This is a genomic window from Enterococcus sp. 4E1_DIV0656 (genome assembly GCF_002140695.1).
Lineage (GTDB): Bacteria > Bacillota > Bacilli > Lactobacillales > Enterococcaceae > Enterococcus_D > Enterococcus_D entomosocium.
In genome coordinates this window covers 389,014-410,698 of the sequence record NZ_NGLF01000001.1, presented here as the reverse complement: position 1 = coordinate 410,698, position 21,685 = coordinate 389,014, and the positions used below count along the sequence as shown (strand labels likewise).

Annotated in this window: 19 protein-coding genes; 13 read left to right on the top strand and 6 right to left on the bottom strand. The window is 44.2% G+C overall.

Annotated elements, in window-relative coordinates:
- Window positions 1-276: 276 nt before the first annotated feature.
- The 4 genes from hisS to A5882_RS01860 all read left to right on the top strand — a co-directional run bounded on the left by hisS (window position 277) and on the right by A5882_RS01860 (window position 6,460).
- Window positions 277-1,575, top strand: a complete 1,299-nt coding sequence (gene hisS / locus A5882_RS01875; protein ID WP_086372367.1) for a histidine--tRNA ligase — start codon at window positions 277-279, stop codon at window positions 1,573-1,575.
- Between the two features lie 11 nt (window positions 1,576-1,586).
- Window positions 1,587-3,362, top strand: coding sequence for an aspartate--tRNA ligase (gene aspS / locus A5882_RS01870; protein ID WP_086372366.1), 1,776 nt, complete (start codon window positions 1,587-1,589; stop codon window positions 3,360-3,362).
- A gap of 156 nt (window positions 3,363-3,518) precedes the next feature.
- On the top strand, window positions 3,519-4,394 hold the full coding sequence (locus A5882_RS01865; protein WP_005233887.1) for a YitT family protein: 876 nt from the start codon (window positions 3,519-3,521) through the stop codon (window positions 4,392-4,394).
- A 197-nt stretch (window positions 4,395-4,591) separates the two neighbouring features.
- A complete protein-coding gene (locus tag A5882_RS01860) occupies window positions 4,592-6,460 on the top strand; it encodes an acyltransferase family protein (RefSeq protein WP_016612880.1) in 1,869 nt (622 codons plus the stop codon).
- A 78-nt stretch (window positions 6,461-6,538) separates the two neighbouring features.
- On the opposite strand, the gene dhaL is transcribed toward A5882_RS01860, so the two are convergent.
- From dhaL to A5882_RS01835, 4 genes are all read right to left on the bottom strand, one after another.
- Window positions 6,539-7,144, bottom strand: a complete 606-nt coding sequence (gene dhaL, locus A5882_RS01855; protein WP_005233893.1) for a dihydroxyacetone kinase subunit DhaL — start codon at window positions 7,142-7,144, stop codon at window positions 6,539-6,541.
- Window positions 7,145-7,158: 14 nt separating this feature from the next.
- Complete coding sequence (gene dhaK, locus A5882_RS01850; protein WP_008379550.1) at window positions 7,159-8,142, bottom strand: dihydroxyacetone kinase subunit DhaK; 984 nt, start codon at window positions 8,140-8,142, stop codon at window positions 7,159-7,161.
- The gene (dhaM, locus tag A5882_RS01845; protein WP_005228160.1) at window positions 8,139-8,543 is read right to left on the bottom strand and encodes a dihydroxyacetone kinase phosphoryl donor subunit DhaM; all 405 of its coding nucleotides are present in this window, start codon (window positions 8,541-8,543) and stop codon (window positions 8,139-8,141) included. Before dhaM ends, dhaK begins: the two co-directional genes overlap by 4 nt.
- Before the next feature lie 201 nt (window positions 8,544-8,744).
- Window positions 8,745-11,069, bottom strand: a complete 2,325-nt coding sequence (locus A5882_RS01835) for an HAD-IC family P-type ATPase (RefSeq protein WP_034872141.1) — start codon at window positions 11,067-11,069, stop codon at window positions 8,745-8,747.
- 259 nt (window positions 11,070-11,328) lie between these two features.
- Here A5882_RS01835 and queG point away from each other — a divergent pair, with 259 nt between their 5' ends.
- Window positions 11,329-12,504, top strand: coding sequence for a tRNA epoxyqueuosine(34) reductase QueG (gene queG / locus A5882_RS01830; protein WP_034872140.1), 1,176 nt, complete (start codon window positions 11,329-11,331; stop codon window positions 12,502-12,504).
- A gap of 39 nt (window positions 12,505-12,543) precedes the next feature.
- On the opposite strand, the gene A5882_RS01825 is transcribed toward queG, so the two are convergent.
- Complete coding sequence (locus A5882_RS01825) at window positions 12,544-12,900, bottom strand: hypothetical protein (RefSeq protein WP_008379558.1); 357 nt, start codon at window positions 12,898-12,900, stop codon at window positions 12,544-12,546.
- 164 nt (window positions 12,901-13,064) lie between these two features.
- Here A5882_RS01825 and A5882_RS01820 point away from each other — a divergent pair, with 164 nt between their 5' ends.
- The 6 genes from A5882_RS01820 to A5882_RS01795 all read left to right on the top strand — a co-directional run bounded on the left by A5882_RS01820 (window position 13,065) and on the right by A5882_RS01795 (window position 18,457).
- The gene (locus tag A5882_RS01820; RefSeq protein ID WP_008379560.1) at window positions 13,065-13,940 is read left to right on the top strand and encodes an SPFH domain-containing protein; all 876 of its coding nucleotides are present in this window, start codon (window positions 13,065-13,067) and stop codon (window positions 13,938-13,940) included.
- Between the two features lie 3 nt (window positions 13,941-13,943).
- Window positions 13,944-14,441, top strand: coding sequence for an LURP-one-related/scramblase family protein (locus A5882_RS01815; protein ID WP_005233908.1), 498 nt, complete (start codon window positions 13,944-13,946; stop codon window positions 14,439-14,441).
- 19 nt (window positions 14,442-14,460) lie between these two features.
- On the top strand, window positions 14,461-15,333 hold the full coding sequence (gene scrK, locus A5882_RS01810; RefSeq protein WP_002347415.1) for a fructokinase ScrK: 873 nt from the start codon (window positions 14,461-14,463) through the stop codon (window positions 15,331-15,333).
- 100 nt (window positions 15,334-15,433) lie between these two features.
- A complete protein-coding gene (locus tag A5882_RS01805; protein WP_008379569.1) occupies window positions 15,434-16,183 on the top strand; it encodes an alpha/beta fold hydrolase in 750 nt (249 codons plus the stop codon).
- Window positions 16,184-16,290: 107 nt separating this feature from the next.
- The gene (locus A5882_RS01800; protein ID WP_016612875.1) at window positions 16,291-17,253 is read left to right on the top strand and encodes a rhodanese-related sulfurtransferase; all 963 of its coding nucleotides are present in this window, start codon (window positions 16,291-16,293) and stop codon (window positions 17,251-17,253) included.
- Between the two features lie 265 nt (window positions 17,254-17,518).
- The gene (locus A5882_RS01795; RefSeq protein WP_034872139.1) at window positions 17,519-18,457 is read left to right on the top strand and encodes a 2-dehydropantoate 2-reductase; all 939 of its coding nucleotides are present in this window, start codon (window positions 17,519-17,521) and stop codon (window positions 18,455-18,457) included.
- Between the two features lie 111 nt (window positions 18,458-18,568).
- On the opposite strand, the gene A5882_RS01790 is transcribed toward A5882_RS01795, so the two are convergent.
- Window positions 18,569-19,357 (bottom strand): PHP domain-containing protein, encoded by a 789-nt coding sequence (locus A5882_RS01790; RefSeq protein ID WP_016612872.1) that lies wholly within the window; start codon window positions 19,355-19,357, stop codon window positions 18,569-18,571.
- Between the two features lie 132 nt (window positions 19,358-19,489).
- Between A5882_RS01790 and A5882_RS01785 the strand changes: the two genes are divergently transcribed.
- Both A5882_RS01785 and A5882_RS01780 read left to right on the top strand, forming a co-directional pair.
- Entirely contained in the window at window positions 19,490-20,356 is an 867-nt protein-coding gene (locus A5882_RS01785) for an AraC family transcriptional regulator (protein WP_016612871.1), read from the top strand.
- A 235-nt stretch (window positions 20,357-20,591) separates the two neighbouring features.
- Window positions 20,592-21,665: a Gfo/Idh/MocA family protein gene (locus A5882_RS01780; RefSeq protein ID WP_005228203.1), complete on the top strand. Its 1,074-nt coding sequence runs from the start codon at window positions 20,592-20,594 to the stop codon at window positions 21,663-21,665.
- Window positions 21,666-21,685: the final 20 nt, after the last annotated feature.

Genomic DNA, 21,685 nt, shown 5'->3' with positions numbered 1-21,685 from the left:
TTGGCTTGCGGAGCAAGACAGAATAGATGATGAACAGTACTAGGCGACCCTAGGGAGCGTAATAACCGTACTAGGAATCACTGGGATTGTCTTTTGGAGCAAGACAGAATAGATGATGACCAGCAGCAACCAACCACTAAAAGCGCAATAACCCAAAAGCCAAACACGAGAACAACCCACCCACATCAATGAGCAACAAGCAATAGGTGAATAAGCAAACAAGCAATGAAAGCAAAGAACATGGGCAACCATGAAACAAATAGGAGGATGCATACGATGAGTTACCAACGTCCAAAAGGAACCAACGATATTTTGCCAGGAGAATCCGAAAAATGGCAATTTGTGGAAGAAACAGCACGTTTAGTGTTTCGCGATTACCAATTCAACGAAATTCGGACACCGATTTTTGAGCACTTTGAAGTGATCGCCCGCAGTGTCGGGGACACAACGGATATCGTTTCAAAAGAAATGTATGATTTCTACGATAAAGGAGAGCGTCATGTGACGTTGCGTCCAGAAGGCACCGCACCGATCGCTCGTTCTTATGTCGAAAACAAACTATTCGGACCAGAACATACGAAGCCTTATAAAGTGTTTTACATGGGACCAATGTTCCGTTATGAACGTCCGCAAAAAGGCCGTTTGCGTCAATTCCACCAAATCGGTGTCGAAGTTTTCGGTTCAGCAAATCCAGCGACCGATGTTGAGACAATGGCGATGGCAATGGATTTTTATCGTCAATTAGGACTGAGTCAATTGCGCTTGGTCATCAATTCATTAGGTGACAAAGAGACACGCCAAAACTATCGTCAATCGTTGATCGATTATCTAGCGCCCCATGAAGCGGAGCTTAGTGAGGATTCAAAACGCCGCTTGCATGAGAATCCTTTGCGGGTCCTTGACAGCAAAGACAAGCGAGACCAAAAATTTGTGGCAGATGCGCCATCGATCTTAGACTACTTAACGCCAGATGCCAAGGCACATTTTGAAACCGTAACGAGTATGCTGGATGCGTTGGAGATCCCTTATGAGGTCGATTCGAATATGGTGCGTGGTCTGGATTATTATACCCACACGATTTTTGAGATCATGAGTGATGCACCAAAAATGGGGGCGCAAGCCACCATCTGTGCCGGCGGTCGTTACAATCATTTAGTGGAAGAGCTAGGTGGACCAGAAACACCTGGTTTTGGTTTTGCTTTGGGGATCGAACGTTTATTGATCACTATGGAAGCCGAAGAAGTTGTGATTCCTGCTTTGAATGAGTTAGATGCGTATGTGGTTGGTCTGGGACAAGAAACCAATTTAGAAGCGCTGAAAGTCGTGCAAGCGATCCGTAATTTCGGCTTTTCTGCCGATCGTGATTTCATGGATCGTAAAGCCAAAGCCCAGTTCAAATCTGCTGATAAACAAGGGGCACGGTTGGTTCTGACTCTAGGCGAAACAGAATTAGCAGAACAAGTGATCAATATCAAATCCATGGCAAGCCGTGAAGAAAAACAATTTCCGTTAGCGGATCTTTATGCCCGCTTCGATGAGATCTACGATGAAATGACAACCAAAATGTTTGAGTGAGGAGAAAAAGAATGACAAAACGTACAGTATATTGCGGGTTAGTAAATGAGACCCATTTAAACCAGACAGTGACACTAAAAGGCTGGGTGCAAAAGCGCCGTGACTTAGGTGGCGTGATTTTTATTGACTTGCGCGACCGGGAAGGGATCGTGCAAATCGTCTTCAATCCTGAGGTTTCGAAAGAAGCCTGGGAAATCGCGGACAAATGCCGCAGCGAATATGTATTAGAAGTAACAGGTCAAGTAATCAATCGTGCACCAGAAGCCATCAATCCGAAAATGGTGACAGGTGCCTATGAAGTGATGATCAGCGAAATCACGATTTTAAACACTGCAAAAACACCAGCCTTTTTGATTGAAGATGATCAAACCGTTGGCGACGAGATTCGCATGAAATACCGTTATTTAGACTTGCGTCGTCCAAAAATGACGAACAACATCGTGATGCGGGCGAAAACGACGCAAGCGATCCGCAATTTCTTAGACACGAACGAGTTCTTGGATATCGAAACACCTTATCTAGGAAAATCAACACCAGAGGGCGCGCGGGATTATTTGGTTCCTTCACGGATCTATCCAGGTCATTTCTATGCGTTGCCGCAATCACCACAAATTTTTAAACAGTTATTGATGGGCGCCGGCTTCGATCGCTACTATCAAATCGTACGTTGCTTCCGTGACGAAGATTTGCGGGGCGACCGTCAACCAGAATTTACCCAAGTCGATATCGAAACCTCTTTCTTGACGGCAGAAGAAATCCAAACCTATACGGAAGAGCTATTGGCAAAAGTGATGCGAGAAGTCAAAGGCATCGAAGTTACCTTGCCATTCCCACGGATGACCTATGATGAGGCAATGGGACGCTACGGCAGTGACAAACCAGATACACGGTTTGACATGGAGCTTATCGACTTATCAGAAGTTGTGAAAGACGTTGATTTTAAAGTCTTCCAAATGGCTCTTGAAAAAGGCGGCGTTGTGAAAGTCTTGAACGCCAAAGGGGCTGCAGACAAATACTCAAGAAAAGACATGGACAATCTAGGCCATTACGCTGGCCAATTTGGTGCCAAAGGATTGGCATGGGTCAAAGTTGAAGAAGATGGATTGAAAGGACCGATCGCTAAATTCTTGACGGAAGCAACCGACGCGATTATTGCAGCAACCAATGCGGAAGTTGGCGATATTCTGATGTTTGGTGCCGATTCCTTTGAGATCGTTTCAGCGACGTTAGGTGCGATCCGTAATAAATTAGGAAAAGAATTAGGCTTGATCGACGAGAGCAAATTCAACTTCCTATGGGTTACTGACTGGCCGCAATTTGAATACGATGAAGAAGCAGGTCGCTATGTTTCTGCTCACCATCCGTTCACATTGCCAAAAGAAAGCGATCTGCCGTTGTTAACGACAGACCCTTCAAAAGTCTATGCGCAAGCCTACGATATCGTGCTAAACGGTTACGAGCTAGGTGGCGGATCATTGCGTATCCATACACGGGAAGTGCAAGAGCAAATGTTTGAAGCGCTAGGCTTCTCACGTCGCGAGATGCAAAATCAATTTGGCTTCTTATTGGATGCTTTGGATTATGGTTTCCCACCACATGGCGGCATCGCCCTTGGGTTAGACCGATTAGTCATGCTCTTGGCTGGTGAAGAAAACATTCGCGAAGTCATTGCCTTCCCTAAAAATGGGAAAGCGGCTGATCCAATGTCACAAGCGCCAAGTACCGTTTCGCCAATGCAACTGTTTGACTTGAGCATTGATGTAACAACGGTTGAAGAAAACGAATAAGCGTTAAACCCATGATGAAATGAGTGATGAAATAGAAATTGGTGAATGAATGAAAAAAGTTCATGAGAATTCACCCATTTCTTTCATTGCTCGTTTCTTTTTTTATGTGCTGAAGTATAATAAAGGCAAATCAAAAAAGTGAGGCTATGAAATGCAATGACTCCTCTGTTTAAATGGCTCCCTCATCCGGAATATGCCAACAAACTTTCATTCTCGATCGTGTACGCACTGCTGGCATCGATTGCGGTCAATTTTTTCTATCAGCCGGGCAATATTTATTCCAGCGGCATTACCGGTGTCGCTCAGATCATTACTACGATCTCAAGAGAATGGATCGGGTTTTATATCCCCTTATCTCTTGCGCTATTATTGTTGAATGTGCCATTATTTTTTCTTGGCTGGTTTAAGATCGGCCACAAATTTACGATCTTTACTGGAATCACTGTTTTATTGACATCCTTATTCGTGCAAATTTTGCCAGAAGAAACCGTCACGACGGACCCGATGATCTGTGCGATTTTCGGTGGTGCCATCAATGGAGTGGGGATCGGCTATGCCTTGAAGAATGGTCTTTCTTCCGGAGGGCTGGATTTTGTCAGCATTGCCATCCGCAAACGGACAGGGAAGACGATCGGCTCGATATCGATTTTCTTTAACATTGTTATTTTGTTCGCCGCCGGAATCTTGTTTGGCTGGCAATATGCGTTGTATAGTGCAATCGCGATTTTTGTCAGTGGAAAAGTGACGGATGCGGTCTTTACGAAGCAAAAGAAAATGCAGGTGACGATCATCACTCGCAACCCAGAAGAAGTCATTCAAACGATCCAAAAACATATGCGGCGAGGCATTACCATCATCAATGAAGCCGAAGGAGCCTACAAGCATGACAAACAAACGGTTTTGCTGACGGTAGTCACACGCTTTGAACTGCCGATGCTGCGCAGTGCTATGAAAGAAGCCGATCCAAAAGCCTTTGTTAGTATTGCGGAAAATGTCCAGATTTTGGGTCGATTTTATGAAGAAGAACTGTAAAAAAGGAGTTGGAAAAGTATTTCTTTATAGAAGTACTTTTTTTTCGCCAAAAATTAATTTTTTTGAAATATAGCAGATGTTGCTAGCTTTATATGGGGGATTTCTGGTAAATTATGAGAGTATGGAATCAATAGCGTTCATGCTGAAATTGTTTTTTTATGAAACAATTGGATCAATTAGAGAAAAGTGGTTGAAAAATGAATAAACGTTTAAGCACAAGCCGCTATATTACCGGGTTTGACGGCATTCGAACCTTGGCAGTCATCGGCGTTATTTTATATCATTTACTACCTACTCATATGCGAGGCGGGTATTTAGGAGTTCCAGTATTCTTTGTCGTATCAGGTTATTTAATCACTGACTTGCTGAGGCAAGAGTGGGATCAAAACGGCAAAATCAAAGTCAAAGATTTTTATATTCGGCGGATGAAACGGCTCTATCCAGGAATGGTGGTGATGCTGCTTATCTCAGCAGCGTATATCACTTTGTTCCAGCGAAACCTGCTGAATAATTTGCGCGGGGTTTTTGTTAGCTCGCTGCTGTATTACAACAACTGGTGGCAGATCAATCATGGGTTATCCTATTTTGATCGGTTCGGCAATGAATCCCCCTTTACCCATCTGTGGTCACTGGCTGTGGAGGGACAGAACTATCTGATTTGGCCTTTAGTGTTTATTTTGTTGATGAAAATCGGCAAGCAGAGGCATCGCGCCTTTAAATTTACTGCCGCAGTCACGATTTTATCGGCAATTCTGTTAGCGGTCCTTTACACACCAGGCGCTGATCCGACACGGGTCTATTATGGAACAGATACGCGGCTCTTTTCGATCTGGATGGGGAGTGCCTTAGCATTCATTTGGCCAAGTACCCACTTGAAGAAAGAGATACCGCAAAAAGCCAAACGGGTCTTAAATATCTCTGGTTTTGCTTCCTTGGCTGGTCTGATCGCAGCGTTCTTTTTCTTAGATGATCATTTGACCTTTGTCTATTATGGCGGCATGTTCTTGATCAGTATCCTATGTACGATTCTTGTGGCAGTCACCGCTCATCCCGGAGCCAGTTTGAATCGTGTATTGAGTAATCCGATTTTCAGTTATATCGGCAAGCGCAGTTATGGGATCTATTTGTATCAATTTCCAGTGATGATTTTTTACGAAGCAAAAGTGGGAAATATCGGTGAGAACGTGCTGATGCACACGTTAGTGGAACTATTCTTGATCTTGTTTATCAGTGAATTGTCCTATCGGTTTATCGAAAACCCAATGCGTAAATTCCAGTACAAAGATACATTCAGAACGGTCCGCGGTTGGTTCAGTAAACCAATTTTTAGTTGGAAAAAACCGTGGTTAGTGCCCAGCTTACTCATTACCCTCGTTGCTTTGTTTGGCGTCGTGACTGCACCGACGAATTATGTCGATGCCCAGCAGCAGCAGTTGAAAGACAACATTGCTGCCAATAAAAAAGCGGCAGAGCAATCGCAAAAGAATGCGAATGCTGAAGGAAATGAAGCGGATGATGAGGCGAACACGAGTGAAGATGAAAAAAATATCATGGAAAAGTATGATTTAACAGCAGCCCAAGTGAAAAAAGCGGAATCTCTTGAAATCACGGCTTTTGGTGATTCTGTGATGCTGGATGCAACGGCTGACTTGAAAGAAGTCTTTACCCAAGCGGTAGTTGATGGGGATGTTGGGCGCCAACTGTATGCGAGCCCTGAATTGATCAAAGACTTGAAAGAAAAAAATCTTTTGCGGGATACCGTCCTTGTGGGGCTAGGGACGAATGGTTCCTTTACAGAAGCCCAATTTGACAGCTTTATGAACGAGATCGGTGATCGCAAAGTCTACTGGATCAATGTACGGGTACCGACACAGCGTTGGCAAAATGAAGTCAATCGGATGTTGGAGCGCATGGCGGAAAAATACGACAATATGACCTTGATCGATTGGTATGATTTGAGTAATGATCAAGAGTCCTGGTTCTATGAAGATCGGGTCCATCCAAATCCAGATGGCATGGATCAATACGTGAAGCTAGTTGCCCAAACGATTTTACAAGATGAATAAACAAGAAAAAGACAAACCTTATGCAATCATAAGGTTTGTCTTTTGTCTTAAACGGTATTTTGTAAGAGCATCGTTTTTTTAATCCTTTTCTATCACCGTTAACAAAGACTCAAATAAAATCGCACTAGAAGCCGATCCGGGATCGATATGACCGATGGCACGTTCACCAACATAAGAGGCACGGCCTTTTTTAGCCACTAGTTCTTTGGTATGCTCTTTCGCTGCTTCGATCGTGTCTTTGGTCAATTCACCTTTTTTCAAGGCTTCTGCGACAGGTTGCCACACATCGACCATCGTTTTGTCTTCAAACTCAGCTTTTCCCCGCATTTTGATGCCGGTCAAGCCTTCTTCAACGATCGTACCTAATTGTTCAAAGGAGTCGATTGTTTCTAGTTCCTTCGTTGCTTTGGTCATATTCATAAACGCCGAACCATAAAGGGGACCCGAAGCTCCGCCGACTTTTGAGATCATTGCCATCGAGAAGACTTTAAAGGTATCACTGATCGTCGTTGGCTGTTGTTTGGCATAAGCTTCTTGATAAGCGGCTACGCCGCGTGCCATATTGTTGCCATGGTCACCGTCGCCGATCGGTGTATCTAAATCGCTTAAATAGGCCTTGTTTGCTTCGATTTCTTTCGTGAAGGTATCTAACCATGCTTGCACCGTTTCTGTTGTCAATTGCATCTCTATTCGCTCCTTTACCAGGCTATTGTTGTGACGGCTTCATTTAACGCATCGGTGTGATCCGTTTCGCTGAAGTCGATCAAGGTCAGTGAAAGTCCCTGCATATCGATGGAAGTCATGAAATTGCCGACTTTATGGAAGGAGACAGGGATGTCTTTTTCTGCGAGTAATTTCGCGACATCATTGGCAAAAACGAATAACTCCATTTGCGGCGTACCACCCATACCGTTGATCAAGACACCGACTTTTTCTGGGGTCTTTTCATAATCCGCCAAGATTTTTTCCACCAACTCTTTTGCTAGTTCACGTGAGGGTTTCAGTTTTTCTCGACGGTAACCAGGTTCGCCGTGGATACCCACGCCATACTCGATCTCATCATCGGCTAAGTCAAAACCTGGTTTCCCAACTTCAGGAACTGTTGCCGCTTTTAATGCGACCCCAATGGTTTTGATCGATGCAACCAAGGCATCGCCCAGTGTTTTTAATTCACTTAAGCTGGCACCATTACGAGCAGCTGCGCCTAAAATCTTGTGGACTAAGACCGTACCGGCAACTCCTCGTTTCCCAGCAGTATAGGTGCTATTTTCAACAGCGATATCATCATCAACGACCACGATCTCCGTTGTGATCTCTTCCATTTCTGCCATATCTTTGGCCATCTCAAAGTTCAAGATATCGCCAGTATAGTTTTTGACGATCAACAAGACGCCTTGTCCTTGATCAGAATCTTGGATAGCCGTCAAAATCTGGTCGGGGGTAGGGGAGGTGAAGACATCGCCTAAAACGGCGGCGCTAAGCATCCCATCACCGACAAAGCCAGCATGGGCCGGCTCATGTCCGCTCCCACCGCCAGAAACAAGACCGACTTGTTCTTTTTGATTATTCTTAGCGATCACCCGTGAGTCGGCGACTTGATGGACCAGTTCAGGATAACTGCCTACGATACCAGCCAACATTTCTTCTACGATCATTGAGGGATCATTAATGATTTTTTTCATGCTTCATGCCATCCTTTCTCGGCTGCTTTTTTTGCTTCTGCAACGATTTGCGCCAAATCATCACTAAAACCAGCGGTGATTGCTGCAGCAAAGGCACCTTCCACCAGCGGCGCGTCGATCAGGTGATAGCGTTCTTGTTGCTGAGGTTCCAGCATGTCGTAAGCAAGTTCGGCATTCAAAACGGCACTGCCTAGATCGGCAAAGACTAAGATCAGTTCAGCATCTGCGGATTCGTTGACGGCATCCACGATTTTCGTGGCGTCAGAACCCAGCTCTCCTTCTGCTGTCCCGCCTAAAGAATAGATCGTGACTGACTCGCCATCAGCCATTTCTTCGATCATCTGTTTTAATCCTTCGGTGAGTTGCTGACTGTGAGAAACGAGTAAAATACTTTTTTTCATCCAATTTCACCAACACTTTCTGATTAAATTTGGCTGTTCAACAAGATGGCTTTTGGTAAAATGATAGCTTTCCTGTTGAAACCGCCTACAGGTTCAGTATACCAAATTTCTTTCTTCTTGTATGGTTGCACCTATGGAGAGGACAAAAAAACAGCATCGTCTTTCTGGACAAAGCAAGAAAGAGCGATGCTGCAAAATCAATTAGGATTGTTTAACGAGCACTTTGGCTGAAAAGCGCTTCGTTAGGAAAGAAAGCCCCACGTACAGGCAGATGTTCAATGCCATCATGCCAAGGAAGTAAGGCAATGTTACGGCGGTCAAGAAACCGACTTCCAGCAATCCGTGGAAAAGCATTGCTGCGACATAGATCCCCACGGTAGTGGTAATCGCTAAGAACAATCGCAATGGATTTAATGGCAAGCAAGCGCGAATCACAGCGATACAGCTGATCCCGATCAACAAATAGTACAACAAGGTCGTCGTATCAAATTGCGACCAACCGTAGTCGGTTTGTAAAAAGCGGATCGCAAAGTAATTGACTAACACCAACAAGGCATTTGGCAACGCATTGAGCAAGACTGTCGGCAAGTAACGACCTTTGATCGGTGCTTTGTTTTCTTCAAAGGAAAGGAAGAAAGATGGATAACCTTCAATTGCTAAGTCGATCAATGTGATTTGGATCGGCAAGAACGGAAAGGCGCTGGATGTCAGGATACAAACCAAAGAGAGCAAGAAGCTGTAAATCGTCTTGATAAAGAAGATTCCCGACGCTTTGGTCACGTTATTGACGACGCGGCGTCCTTCAAATAAAACATCTGGCAACGTAGTAAAGTCAGAATCCAATAAGACAAAGTTAGCGATTTGACGAGCCGCACTGTCGCCAGCAGCCATTGCAATGCTGACGTCGGCTTCCCGTAGTGCCAACACATCGTTGACGCCATCACCCGTCATGGCAACGGTCCGTTGATTGGCTTTTAATTCTTGAACGAGTAGTTTCTTTTGTTCAGGAGTCACACGACCAAAGACCGTATAGCGTGTCGCAGCTTCTCGGACTTCTGCTTCGGTCGTTAAGGTAGAAAGATCGATGGCTTGATCGGCATTCGCTAGGCCTGCACGATGGGCGATCGCTGCGACTGCTATTGGATTATCGCCAGAGATCACTTTTAGATCGATGCCTTGATCCGCTAAGTAAGCCAAGGTTTCTTCTGCGTTTTGGCGGATGATATCGGATAAAATCAAGACAGCCACCGCTTGTGCGTTGGTTGGGTCAAAGGATGTCGGCGTTTTTGGATCAGTTTCTACGGCTAAAATCAACACCCGTAGACCAGCTTCTTGCGCTTCTATGACTTGCGGCAAGGCAGCAGAGCCGGCGACTTTTTCAGGTGCACCAAGATAGACATTTCCTAGATGTTCAAAAGCCACAGCACCCCATTTGCGCTGTGAAGAAAAGGCAGCGACGTCGATCGGCTGATGATCCGTTAGCTCAGGACAGCCTTGACGCAATGCTTGCATCGTCAAATTGTTATCCGTACTGGCTGCCAAATAATTCCCTAAGAGCATGTTAGGGTCGCTGTCGGCTTGGAGAGGAACGATCGATTCGAGAACCATATGGCCTTCCGTCAACGTCCCCGTCTTATCCAGACAAAGGGTATCGACATGCGCTAAGGTTTCAACGGCATACATGTCTTGGACCAAAATCCGTTTTTTTGCCAATTTAATGACACCTGTCGTCAAGGCGATACTGATCAGCAGGACAAGTCCTTTTGGTAACATTCCTAATAAGGCAGCGGCAGAAACGACGACGGATTCCTTGATCCCAGCATCTCGCATCATAAAGGCTTGGAAGAACAAAATCACCCCTAAAGGAACGATTACATAGCTGGTGAATTTGGATACACTACGGATCGAAGCAAGCAGCTCAGAGCGGATCGGTTTGTGGACCTTCGCCTCATTGCTTAGTTTTGCTGCATAGTTTTCTGCACCGACATGAAGGACTGTTCCTGTCACTTCACCGCTGACGATGAAACTTCCTGAGAGTAAGGAAGCACCTGCTTCTTTGACAACCAGATCGGCTTCACCAGTCAGCATCGCTTCATTGACTTCGACTAGTCCAGAAAGCACCGTCATATCAGCGGGGATTTGGTCCCCAGCACCAAGAATAACTACGTCCTCTAAGACCAATTCTTTGGCTGAAATCTCATGGATTTGGGCATCTCGAATCACTCGTACCGTTTGCGGTGAAACAAGTGAGAGTTTTTTTACTAAATTACGCGCGTGCAATTCTTGGCTGATCCCAATGGTGATATTCACAAAAATAATCGCTAAGTAGAACATGTTGGAATAGGCGCCTACGGCAAATAAAAAAACGCCAATCAATAGATTGAGAAAATTGAATAATGTCAGTAAATTGTCTTTGATGATCGCAGCAGTTGATTTACTGGTTTTTGTTTCATAATCATTGTGCAACCCCTCTTGGGTTTTCTTGGCGACTTCTGCTGCAGTCAAGCCGGTGGGTAATTGAGTCATAAGCATCTCCATTTCATTTGTTCATTTCTTTCTAATTCCTTTATCTAGTCTAGCATTCGAAAAAGGCAATGCAATCGTTGCGAGGAAAATAACGATAAAATTAATTAAAATCTTAAACAATCAACACGTGTTCTTTTAAAGAAAGAAAAAAACGGGGGGAACAAACCGCACCATCGACTTTTTTCAGGTGCTTACGTATAATAGGGGAAGAGAAAAAGCCGAGAAGCAGATGCTTAGCGGACAAAAGAGGGTAGCGTGCATGTCTTTAAAAGAAAAAATTATTGCAGAAAGCAAGCGGCTTGGCATCGACAAGATCGGGTTTGCTTCAGCGGAGCCGTTTTTGGCATTGGAGCCTTCCTTGCGGGAACAAAAAGCCAAAGGTCATACGTCTGGTTTTGAGCATCCCGTGATCGAAGAGCGTATCTATCCTGAACGGACATTTGAAAATCCGCAAACGATCATTGCGATCGCTTTAGCTTATCCGACAAAAATCAAAGAGAAAGTCCCGCGGGATGAAAAACGCGGCATGTTTGCCCGTGCCTCGTGGGGCATCGATTACCATGATATTTTGCGAGAACGATTGGATCGCTTGATCGCCTTTATCAAAGAACAAGCGCAAACGATGGAAGAACAAGTCGAATGGCGTTTCGCACCGCAAGTCGATACAGGGGAATTGGTGGATGTGGCGGCAGCGCAGCGGGCGGGTCTTGGCTTTATCGGTCGTAATGGCTTGCTGATTACGGAAGAATTTGGTTCGTTTGTTTATCTAGGGGAGATCGTCACTAATATCTCTCTTGAACCAGATGAAGAAGTCCCGTTTGGTTGTGGGGATTGCATGCGTTGTGTGACGGCTTGCCCCACCAAAGCGTTATTGGGCGATGGTCGAATGAATGCCCAGCGCTGTTTGTCCTATCAAACCCAGACGAAGGGTATGATGCCAGAAGAGTACCGCAAAAAGATGCATAACGTGATTTACGGCTGCGATATTTGTCAGCTGGTCTGCCCTTATAATCGGGGGAAAGACTTCCATTTTCATCAAGAGATGGAGCCTGAAGTCGATACCGTTTATCCAAAACTGCAACCGATGCTGTCTTTATCAAACAAAGCCTTCAAGGCACAATTTGGCCATCTATCTGGCTCTTGGCGGGGGAAAAAACCGTTGCAGCGTAATGCCATCATCGCCTTAGCCAATGTAGGGGATCGCAGTGCCTTGCCAGCGATTTGGCGCTGTGCGACAGAAGACGTGCGCCCAGTGATTCGAGGAACGGCTTATTGGGCCATTGGCCAGTTGGGCGTCAAAGAACCAGAAATGTGGTTAGAGCGACTGCAACGGTGTGCAGAGTTAGAACCCGAAGAAGAGGCGCTACAAGAATTGCAGCCTGCCATCGAACGATTGCAAGCAGTCATTACCAAAAAGCAGGAAAAAGAGCTATAAAAAAAGCAAAACGAGCCCGGGGCCGTTTTGCTTTTTTATTTAATCTAGTACGTCATCACTTTCAACGATTTCTTCTGAATCCAGTTCAAAATCAGGTGCTGGATGCACACGTTCAGGCAGTTCCATTTCTAACTCGCCGTCTTCTGTATACTGATTGTCGGTATCGGCAACGTCAATTAAAATTTCTTCAGGAAGCTCTTGTTCTAGACGATAGCCTTCTGCATGACGCGCATCGAGTAATTCCAAAAGATGTTGCCACTCGTCTTTCGAGATCACTACAACGTCAATGCCGTCTTTGTTTTGTACCTCCACAACAGAGGAAAGATCGGTGCCGACCGTTTTAATGATCGATTCCAACGACCATTTACTCGTTTCTAAGTCAATTTTTTGTGCCATAAGAATTACTCCTTTTTGTGAAAAATTTTGTCCTACCTTAATTGTAACGGGAAAGTTGCAGAAAACAAAATAGCTTGATTGGGAATCGTCGCTGATATGCGCAAGAACATTTGCACAGCGGCTTTAACCAAGGTAAGATAAGAGCAAGAAGGGAAGGAATAAAAATGACAGAAAAACAGACATTTCATGTGAATGGGTATTTAGCACTGGTTGTGCTAATCGGGTTATTAGTTGGCGGCGGTTATTTGTTTTATCATGGGTTCGTAAATGAGAGCGTTCTCGAAATCGTTCTCAGTATTCTTTTATGGATCGTTTCGTTTCTTTTCCTTAGTTCGTTAACGATCGTACAACCCAACCAAGCCAAAGCGATCCTCTTTTTTGGACAATATTTAGGAACCATTAAAGACAACGGCTTGTTTGTGACAACCCCATTAACCCAAAAAATCAATGTTTCATTGAAAGTCCGCAACTTTAACAGTTCGCTGTTGAAGGTCAATGATTCAGACGGAAACCCGATCGAGATCTCGGCAGTGGTGGTATTTAAAGTTGTAGATACCGCTAAAGCATTGTTTGATGTCGATTATTACCAAGACTTCATTGAGATCCAAAGTGAAACAGCGATTCGTCATATTGCGACGCAATACCCTTATGACACGTTCAATGACGATGATCTGACGTTGCGAGGCAATACAAGTGAAGTCTCGGAGGAGCTGGCAAAAGAATTGCAGGAACGATTAGCTGTTGCTGGGGTCGAAGTCATAGAGACCCGCTTAAATCACCTCGCGTATGCGACTGAGATCGCTAGTGCGATGCTGCAGCGCCAACAAGCTAAAGCAATTTTATCAGCACGGCAAATCATTGTTGAAGGGGCCGTCTCCATGACACAAATGGCGTTAGAACAAATCGAAGACGGACAGGACATCAATTTCACAGATGACCGCAAAGTCCAACTGATCAATAATTTATTGGTGTCGATCATTACCGATAAAGGCACTCAGCCGGTGATCAATACGGGCGATGTCAAAGAGAAAGGAGTGTAGCATTTGAAGAAACTTTACATCAAACAGAAGGTTTTCAGCATTGGCGAAAAATTTACCGTGACCGATGACTTACAAAACCCTCGCTATTATGTCGAAGGCAGTTTTTTTAAGATCCCGAAAAGTTTTACGATCTTCAATGAGCAGCAGCGACCGATCGCGGAGATCACCAAAAAAGTGTTCAGTTTATTACCAAAATTTTTTGTGGAAGTCCACGGCCAAGAAGCGATCGTTTTAGAAAAACATTTCACATTTTTTAAAGCCCGCTATTCCATCAGTGCAGAAGGCATCGATGTGGATGGCAATTGGTGGGATATGGATTTTGTGGTCAACCGCAACGGCAAGCGGATCGCAGAGATCCACAAAAAATGGATCTCTTGGGGCGATACCTATGAAGTTGTGATCTATGAAGAAGATCTAGATGACCTGATCATTGCATTAGTGGTAGCCATCGATCGCGTCAAAGCAGATGATGCCGCAGCATCAAGTTCAGCAAGTAGTTAGAAAAAAAGGAGCGATGTGCATGTTATACGGTTCGATTGAAGCAGGCGGCACAAAATTTGTGTGTGCCATTGGCGATGAAGAAATGACGATCAAGGAAAGAGTGAGCTTTCCGACAACGACACCTGAGGAAACAATGCCTTTAGTCATTGATTTCTTCAAACAATACCAAGCAGATTTAGCAGGGATTGGGATTGGCTCATTTGGGCCCATCGATATCCATCGCGATTCTGCCACTTATGGGTACATTACCTCAACCCCGAAATTGGCATGGCAAAATTTTGATTTCATCGGTACCATGAAAAAAGAATTTCCGATCCCTATTTCTTGGACAACAGATGTCAATGCGGCTGCCTATGGTGAGTATGTCTTCGGCAGTGGCAAAGGATTGAGTAGTGTCGTTTACTACACGATCGGTACAGGTGTTGGCGGCGGTGCCTTACAAGAAGGGCGCTTTATCGAAGGATTTAGTCATCCAGAAATGGGGCATATGCTCGTCGTCCCTCATCCAAAAGATGACTTTGCTGGCAGCTGTCCATTTCATGGCAACTGTTTAGAAGGGATGGCCGCTGGACCCGCCATCGAAAAACGCTTAGGGAAAAAAGGACAAGAGGTTGCAGAAGATGATCCTTATTGGGAAATCGAAGCCTCCTATATTGCTCAATGTGCCTACAATACAACTTTGATGTTTTCTCCAGATGTGATCATTTTTGGCGGTGGTGTGATGAAACAACGCCATATGCTGCAAAACGTCCATGACGCATTTGCAAAATTGGTCAATGGGTATGTCGAAACACCTGAGTTAAGCAAATATATCGTGACCCCAGCATTGGAAGACAACGCTGGAACGCTCGGTTGTTTGGCATTGGCTCGAGAAGCGGTCTTACATTCATAAACGAAAAAACGGATCATACTCTTCGGGTATGATCTTTTTTTACAGCGTATCAGTGGCGCTTTTGGCGACTTTTTGTATACTTAAGCTGAGGTGGAAAAGAATGAAATTAGCTGTTCGAAAAAGAAAAATCGGGAATATTCCGGTCTTAGAAGTCGTACCAGAAGAAATGATTTATGAACCGCTGCCATTGATTATTTACTATCATGGTTGGCAGACGAGCAAAGAATTAGTGTTGACACAAGGCAGAAAGTTGGCTAGAGAAGGTTTTCGGGTGGTCTTGCCAGATGCAGCCAATCATGGGGAGCGCAAGACCCAGCTATCGGAGATTCCTTCTTTAACTTTTTGGCAAAGTATCCAAACCAATCTATTTGAGTTTTCTTACTTAGTCGATTTTTTTGAAAATCTTGGTTTGGTCAACGGTCAGATCGCAGTTGGCGGTGTCTCCATGGGAGGGATGACCACGTGTGGTTTGTTATGCCAGCATCCAGAAATCACAGCGGCAGCTTGTATCATGGGTTCTCCTTCCATGTTGAAATACCGTGACCGCATCCAAATGCACGCCGGCGCTGCTGGGTTCTTTGTACCCGAGGATTATGGTCAGCTTTTAAGCTGGATGGATGCTTACGATCTGTCTTCTCAACCAGAGAAATTAGGACAGCGTCCTCTTTTGTTTTGGCATGGTACCCAAGACGAGAAAATTCCTTATGCTGATGTGGAAGCCTTTGTGGCAGAAAATCCAGAAGCAAATCTGCAGTTTATCTCGCGAGAAGAACGCCATCTGGTGCGTGGAGAAACGATGGATCAAGTCACAGCTTTTTTCGTGGCAGAGCTCAATAAAACCAATCCATGACACTGTTTGCTCAAAGAAAAAGATTGTGTGAAAAGGTACAAGCATAAAACTCGTTTTTTGTCACGCGATAACCTATACTGTAGGGTGCAAAAAAAGGAGGAATTGGTTTGACATACCGCGTTTTATTATTTTATAAATATACAACAATTGAAGATCCGGAAAGCTTCGCCAAGGAGCATTTAGCATTTGGAAAAGAAATTGGCATCAAGGGCCGTATTTTAGTAGCCAATGAAGGGATCAATGGCACGCTTTCTGGAACGGTTGAAGCAACAAATCGCTATATGGAAAAAATGGAAGCTGATCCCCGTTTTAAAGGGATTTTTTATAAAATCGATGAAGTAGAAGAACATGCGTTTAAAAAGCTATTCGTTCGTCCGCGCAAAGAATTGGTTTCATTGAACCTGGAAGATGACATCGATCCATTAGAAATGACTGGAAAATATTTAGATCCTAAAGCGTTCAAAGAAGCTTTGTTAGATGAAGATACCGTGGTGATCGATGCCCGTAACGATTATGAATATGACTTAGGCCATTTCCGAGGAGCCGTTCGTCCCGATATCCGCAGCTTCCGTGAGTTGCCGCAATGGATCATCGATAATAAAGAAAAATTTATGGATAAAAAAGTCGTTACTTATTGTACTGGTGGTATCCGTTGTGAAAAATTCTCAGGCTGGTTGCTGCGAGAAGGCTTTGATGATGTGGCCCAACTTCATGGTGGTATCTTTGCTTATGGGAATGACCCAGAAGTTCAAGGCGAGCTTTGGGATGGCAAAATGTACGTCTTTGATGAACGCATTAGTGTGGAAATCAATCATGTGGATAAAAAAGTTATCGGTCGCGACTGGTTTGATGGCACACCTTGCGAGCGCTATGTAAACTGTGCCAACCCAGAATGCAATCGCCAATTTTTGACTTCTGAAGAAAATCAAGCTGCCCATTTAGGTGCCTGTAGCTATGATTGTGCCATCCACGAACACAACCGTTACGTGGAACAACATGGGATCACAGAAGCGGAAAAAGCTGAACGGCTAAAAAACTTTACAACAAACAATGAAACAGTCACTGCCTAAAACGACAACTGTTTCACAGGAAATAATTGAATAGAAGGGTCGCACGTGAGTCCGAAAACTGGTTTAGCTCAGTCAAGTTTTCAATCTTCCGTGCGACTTTTTGAATGGACAAAATTGGAAACGACCGTTTTTTAATTATCTGAAAAATCTAACTATTCCAATTGTTCTTTTTTCTTTCCTATCGAGAAAAAACGCAAGGCTCTCGCATATTTCACGATTTTAGAGTAAACTATACCTAATTGTGGAAGAGGAAAGAGGAATTCAGATGAAAATTGTTATTGCTGGTGCAGGTGCTATGGGCAGCCGTTTTGCTATTATGCTAAAAAGAGGCGGAAATAACGTCACGTTGATCGACGGCTGGCCGGCGCATATCGAAGCGATCCGTGAACACGGATTACGAGCGAACTTAAACGGTGAAGAGATCGCAGTCCCTTTTTCGATCTATTCGCAAAATGAGATCCCAACGACTGTACAAGCAGACTTGATCCTGGTCTTTACTAAAGCGATGCAACTGGATCAAATGATGCAAACGATCAAACCGATGATCGGAGAGCAAACGAAAGTCTTATGCTTATTAAACGGGATCGGTCATGAGGACACGATTGAAAAATATGTCAGCACGGATAAAATCTTTTTAGGAAATACCATTTGGACGGCGGACTTGATTGGTCCTGGTAATGTTCGCTTGTTTGGGGATGGTTCTGTAGAACTGCAAAATATCGAACCGGGCAAAGAAGAAGATGCCCGTCAATTAGCGGCAGCCTTGGCTGATGCTGGGTTAAATGCGTCTTATTCTGAGAACATTCGCTACTCCATCTATCGCAAAGCCTGTGTCAACGGCACACTAAATGGTTTGTGTTCGATTTTAAATGTGAATATTGCCCAATTCGGACAAACCTCAACGGCGCGTGCGATGGTCCAAACGATTGTGGAAGAATTTGCGGCAGTTGCTACCCATGAATCTGTTGAACTGGATGTATCCGAAGTAGTCCACCATATTGAGGAAACCTATGATCCAGAAGGCATCGGAATGCACTATCCATCCATGTATCAAGATTTGATCAATAATCATCGCAAAACCGAGATCGATTATATCAATGGCGCAATCTCACGAAAAGGCCGTAAGTACCAAGTCCCAACGCCTTATTGTGACTTTTTGACTCAAATGATCCATGCCAAGGAAGATATTTTAGCAGCAGAATAACCTAAGTAAATATGGTCTTAAAATGAAAAAACGGCGTATCCTTTTAAGGTTCGCCGTTTTTTTGTCCATTTATTGAAAATGTGTTGTTGTAGAGTGCATTCAAAGGTGACGCTATTGAGCAGGCAGATCCGCCATAAACCGTTCACTACCTTGAAATACCGCTAATTGATTGACACCAAAGGAACGCAGCAGATCGCTCATCGCTGCAAAATCTAACCGATAATCACTGGCTTTATGGGCATCAGAGCCGAGGGTGAACAATTTACCCCCGACACTTTGATACAGCGGGATAGCATATTGGTAAAGGTGGGCATTTTGATAGGGGCCAAAGCTCTTAGCGTTGATTTCCATCGCTAAGTCACGGGCAACGATTTTTTTGAAGATCGTCGTTAACTCTGTTTCAAAATGGGCGGCCAATTCCTCAGCTGTAAATTGGAAACGACGCAAGCCATAATCAAAGTGGGTCACGATATGCCCGTCTGGAAACGAGTCCAACACGTGGGCCATTTGGTCAAAGTATTGTTTGGCGACTGCAAATTTGTCCTTCGTCAACACGGCATCGTCCATATAATCAAAGGTACCGTTTTGATGGATACTGATCAATTTCAAGTCATAAGGATGGCTTTCAAGATAGCGCAAGATTTCTTGTTCTTGACCAGGCACGACACCAATCTCGATGCCTTTTAAGAGTTTCGTCGCTGTGGTCTCTTGCAGCTTCTGGTGGGTTTTTACTAGTAATTCATAGTCAGGAATATCATCACGGAATCCCGAATAGGGGTTCTTCAAATCGAAATGATCTGTCGCAACGAAGTAGGCAGGCTGGTAAGCTAGATAATTCTCAAACTGTTCATCTGAATCAAAAGACAAAAATGTATGCAGATGTTGATCATAATAATTCATAAACAAGACTCCTTTTCTTGAATACGATACCACAAAAAAGCAGAAGAAACTATGATTGGCTGAGAAAAGGTTTTCTCTTAGGCAATTTTTCGCTTATAATAAATAAGAATAGAGCGAAGGAGTCGGTCAGCCATGAGTATGTATCTTGAAATTCCTGAATTTGAAAGTGAATTTCGTTTTCGAACGTTTCTAAATGATGGGTTGACCATCGTTTACCCCCATGTCCATAAAGAAATCGAGATCATTTACGCTAAGCGCGGCACGGTCAATATTGGTGTTGACGATACGATCATTGAGTTGGAGGAAGGGGATCTGTATCTTTTTTCCAGCGGGCAACCCCACTATTTTCTAGCATCGCCTGAGAGTGAACGCTATGTCTATCAATTTGATATGAAGCTTTTTGAAGAGCCGTTGCTTCGAGAAAATGAAGTATCCTTGATGACACTCTTTGAAGAAGGGGAGCCCCACAGCAAAAATTGGCCAACGAGTTTTACGGAAAAAATAACAGGTCTCTTGATCGAGTTGTATCAGTTGGAAGAGGAGAATGTTGTTGGGAAGCGTTATTTGACTCTCGGGCTGCTTTACCAGTTGATCGGGGAGTGCTATCAAAGCTTGCCAAAGCGAAAACGAGCCGTCAATCCACTAAAACGAACGGCCGCACAATACAAAGAAACCTTGCAGCGTCTGAATGATGTCTTTGAGTACATCGAATCCCATTACCAAGAAGTCTTGACGATGGAGGACACCGCAAGACATGTAGGGTTTAGTCCTCATTATTTCACGCGTTTCTTTAAAACCAATACTGGCAAGACCTTCATGCAGTTTTTGACGGAATACCGTATCAATCAAGCCAAATTTATCTTGGCAAATGAAAAGATCCCGATGGCAGAAGTCGCTGAAAAAGCTGGCTTTGCCAGTGTCAAAACATTTCATCATGTCTTTAAGGAAGCCGTTGGTCAATCACCGTTGCAGTACCAGAAACAATTGAATCAAAATTGATAGAAACAGCCGATGAGCCTGTGTTTGTCGACTGTTTTTTTTGTTGATCTGGCACTATTTTTTTCTCGATAGTGTTTTTTTAAGCGCTTTGCATAAATTGTGGAGTGGTTCTTTTTGTTAAAGTTTCATAAGATAATTTTCGGGAATTTTTTCAATGGAAACTGGGAAGAACTGCTTTCGATGTTTCGCTATAATGAGGGGGTAGAAAATAATAAGCGTTTTCAGGAGGAAAGATATGACAGTTAAAGTTGGAATCATTGGGTGCGGTGGGATCGCAAACGGCAAGCACATGCCTGCCTTGTCTCAAGTAGAAGAAGTAGAAATGGTTGCCTTTTGTGATCTGCTGGTTGAACGTGCAGTTGAAGCGAAATCAGCATTTGGGACCGAAGATGCTCAAGTATTCAGCGATTATCAAGAAATGTTGGCACAAGCTGATCTAGATGTGATCCATGTGTGTACACCAAACGCCTCACATGCTGAGTTGACGATTGCTGCACTAGAAGCAGATTGTCATGTCATGTGTGAAAAACCAATGGCAAAAACAGCGGCAGAAGCCAAAGCAATGATCGAAGCAGCCAACCGAACAGGGAAAAAACTCACGATCGGCTACCAAAACCGTTTTAGAAAAGATTCTCGTTATCTTCATGAAGTGTGCGCCGAAGGACAATTAGGAAACATTTATTTTGGGAAAGCTCATGCGATCCGTCGTCGGGCCGTGCCAACTTGGGGTGTTTTCCTTGATGAAGAAGCGCAAGGCGGCGGTCCGTTGATCGATATCGGTACCCACGCATTGGATCTGACCTTATGGATGATGAACAATTACAAACCAAAATTTGTTGTCGGAAAAGCGTATCATGAGTTGTCGCAAACCAAAAATGCCGCAAATGCTTGGGGCCCTTGGGATCCAGAGAAATTCTCAGTAGAAGATTCGGCCTTTGGTTTTGTGGTCATGGAAGATGGCGCAACGATTTTCTTAGAAGCTAGCTGGGCGCTCAACAGCTTGGATGTGAAAGAAGCCAAAACGACACTGATGGGCAGCAAAGCGGGTGCGGATATGAACAACGGTTTGACCATCAACGGAGAAGACCACAGTTTGCTGTATGAAAAAAATATCGAACTTGAAACAGGCGGCGTTGATTTTTATGAAGGAAACGGGGAGACGCCAGAAATTTTAGAAGCACAATCGTGGATCCATGCGATCATCAACGATACCGAACCAGTGGTCAAACCTGAAGAAGCAATGGTCGTGACGGAGATTTTAGAAGCGATCTACAAATCATCGCAAACCGGTGAGCCAGTCTACCTATAAGAACTGCTGGAAGAAAAGGA

Coding starts and splice junctions, on each gene's coding strand:
- hisS (WP_086372367.1), top strand. CDS start 277: ATGAGTTACCAACGTCCAAAAGGAACCAACGATATTTTGCCAGGAGAA.
- aspS (WP_086372366.1), top strand. CDS start 1,587: ATGACAAAACGTACAGTATATTGCGGGTTAGTAAATGAGACCCATTTA.
- A5882_RS01865 (WP_005233887.1), top strand. CDS start 3,519: ATGACTCCTCTGTTTAAATGGCTCCCTCATCCGGAATATGCCAACAAA.
- A5882_RS01860 (WP_016612880.1), top strand. CDS start 4,592: ATGAATAAACGTTTAAGCACAAGCCGCTATATTACCGGGTTTGACGGC.
- dhaL (WP_005233893.1), bottom strand. CDS start 7,144: ATGCAATTGACAACAGAAACGGTGCAAGCATGGTTAGATACCTTCACG.
- dhaK (WP_008379550.1), bottom strand. CDS start 8,142: ATGAAAAAAATCATTAATGATCCCTCAATGATCGTAGAAGAAATGTTG.
- dhaM (WP_005228160.1), bottom strand. CDS start 8,543: ATGAAAAAAAGTATTTTACTCGTTTCTCACAGTCAGCAACTCACCGAA.
- A5882_RS01835 (WP_034872141.1), bottom strand. CDS start 11,069: ATGACTCAATTACCCACCGGCTTGACTGCAGCAGAAGTCGCCAAGAAA.
- queG (WP_034872140.1), top strand. CDS start 11,329: ATGTCTTTAAAAGAAAAAATTATTGCAGAAAGCAAGCGGCTTGGCATC.
- A5882_RS01825 (WP_008379558.1), bottom strand. CDS start 12,900: ATGGCACAAAAAATTGACTTAGAAACGAGTAAATGGTCGTTGGAATCG.
- A5882_RS01820 (WP_008379560.1), top strand. CDS start 13,065: ATGACAGAAAAACAGACATTTCATGTGAATGGGTATTTAGCACTGGTT.
- scrK (WP_002347415.1), top strand. CDS start 14,461: ATGTTATACGGTTCGATTGAAGCAGGCGGCACAAAATTTGTGTGTGCC.
- A5882_RS01805 (WP_008379569.1), top strand. CDS start 15,434: ATGAAATTAGCTGTTCGAAAAAGAAAAATCGGGAATATTCCGGTCTTA.
- A5882_RS01795 (WP_034872139.1), top strand. CDS start 17,519: ATGAAAATTGTTATTGCTGGTGCAGGTGCTATGGGCAGCCGTTTTGCT.
- A5882_RS01790 (WP_016612872.1), bottom strand. CDS start 19,357: ATGAATTATTATGATCAACATCTGCATACATTTTTGTCTTTTGATTCA.
- A5882_RS01785 (WP_016612871.1), top strand. CDS start 19,490: ATGAGTATGTATCTTGAAATTCCTGAATTTGAAAGTGAATTTCGTTTT.
- A5882_RS01780 (WP_005228203.1), top strand. CDS start 20,592: ATGACAGTTAAAGTTGGAATCATTGGGTGCGGTGGGATCGCAAACGGC.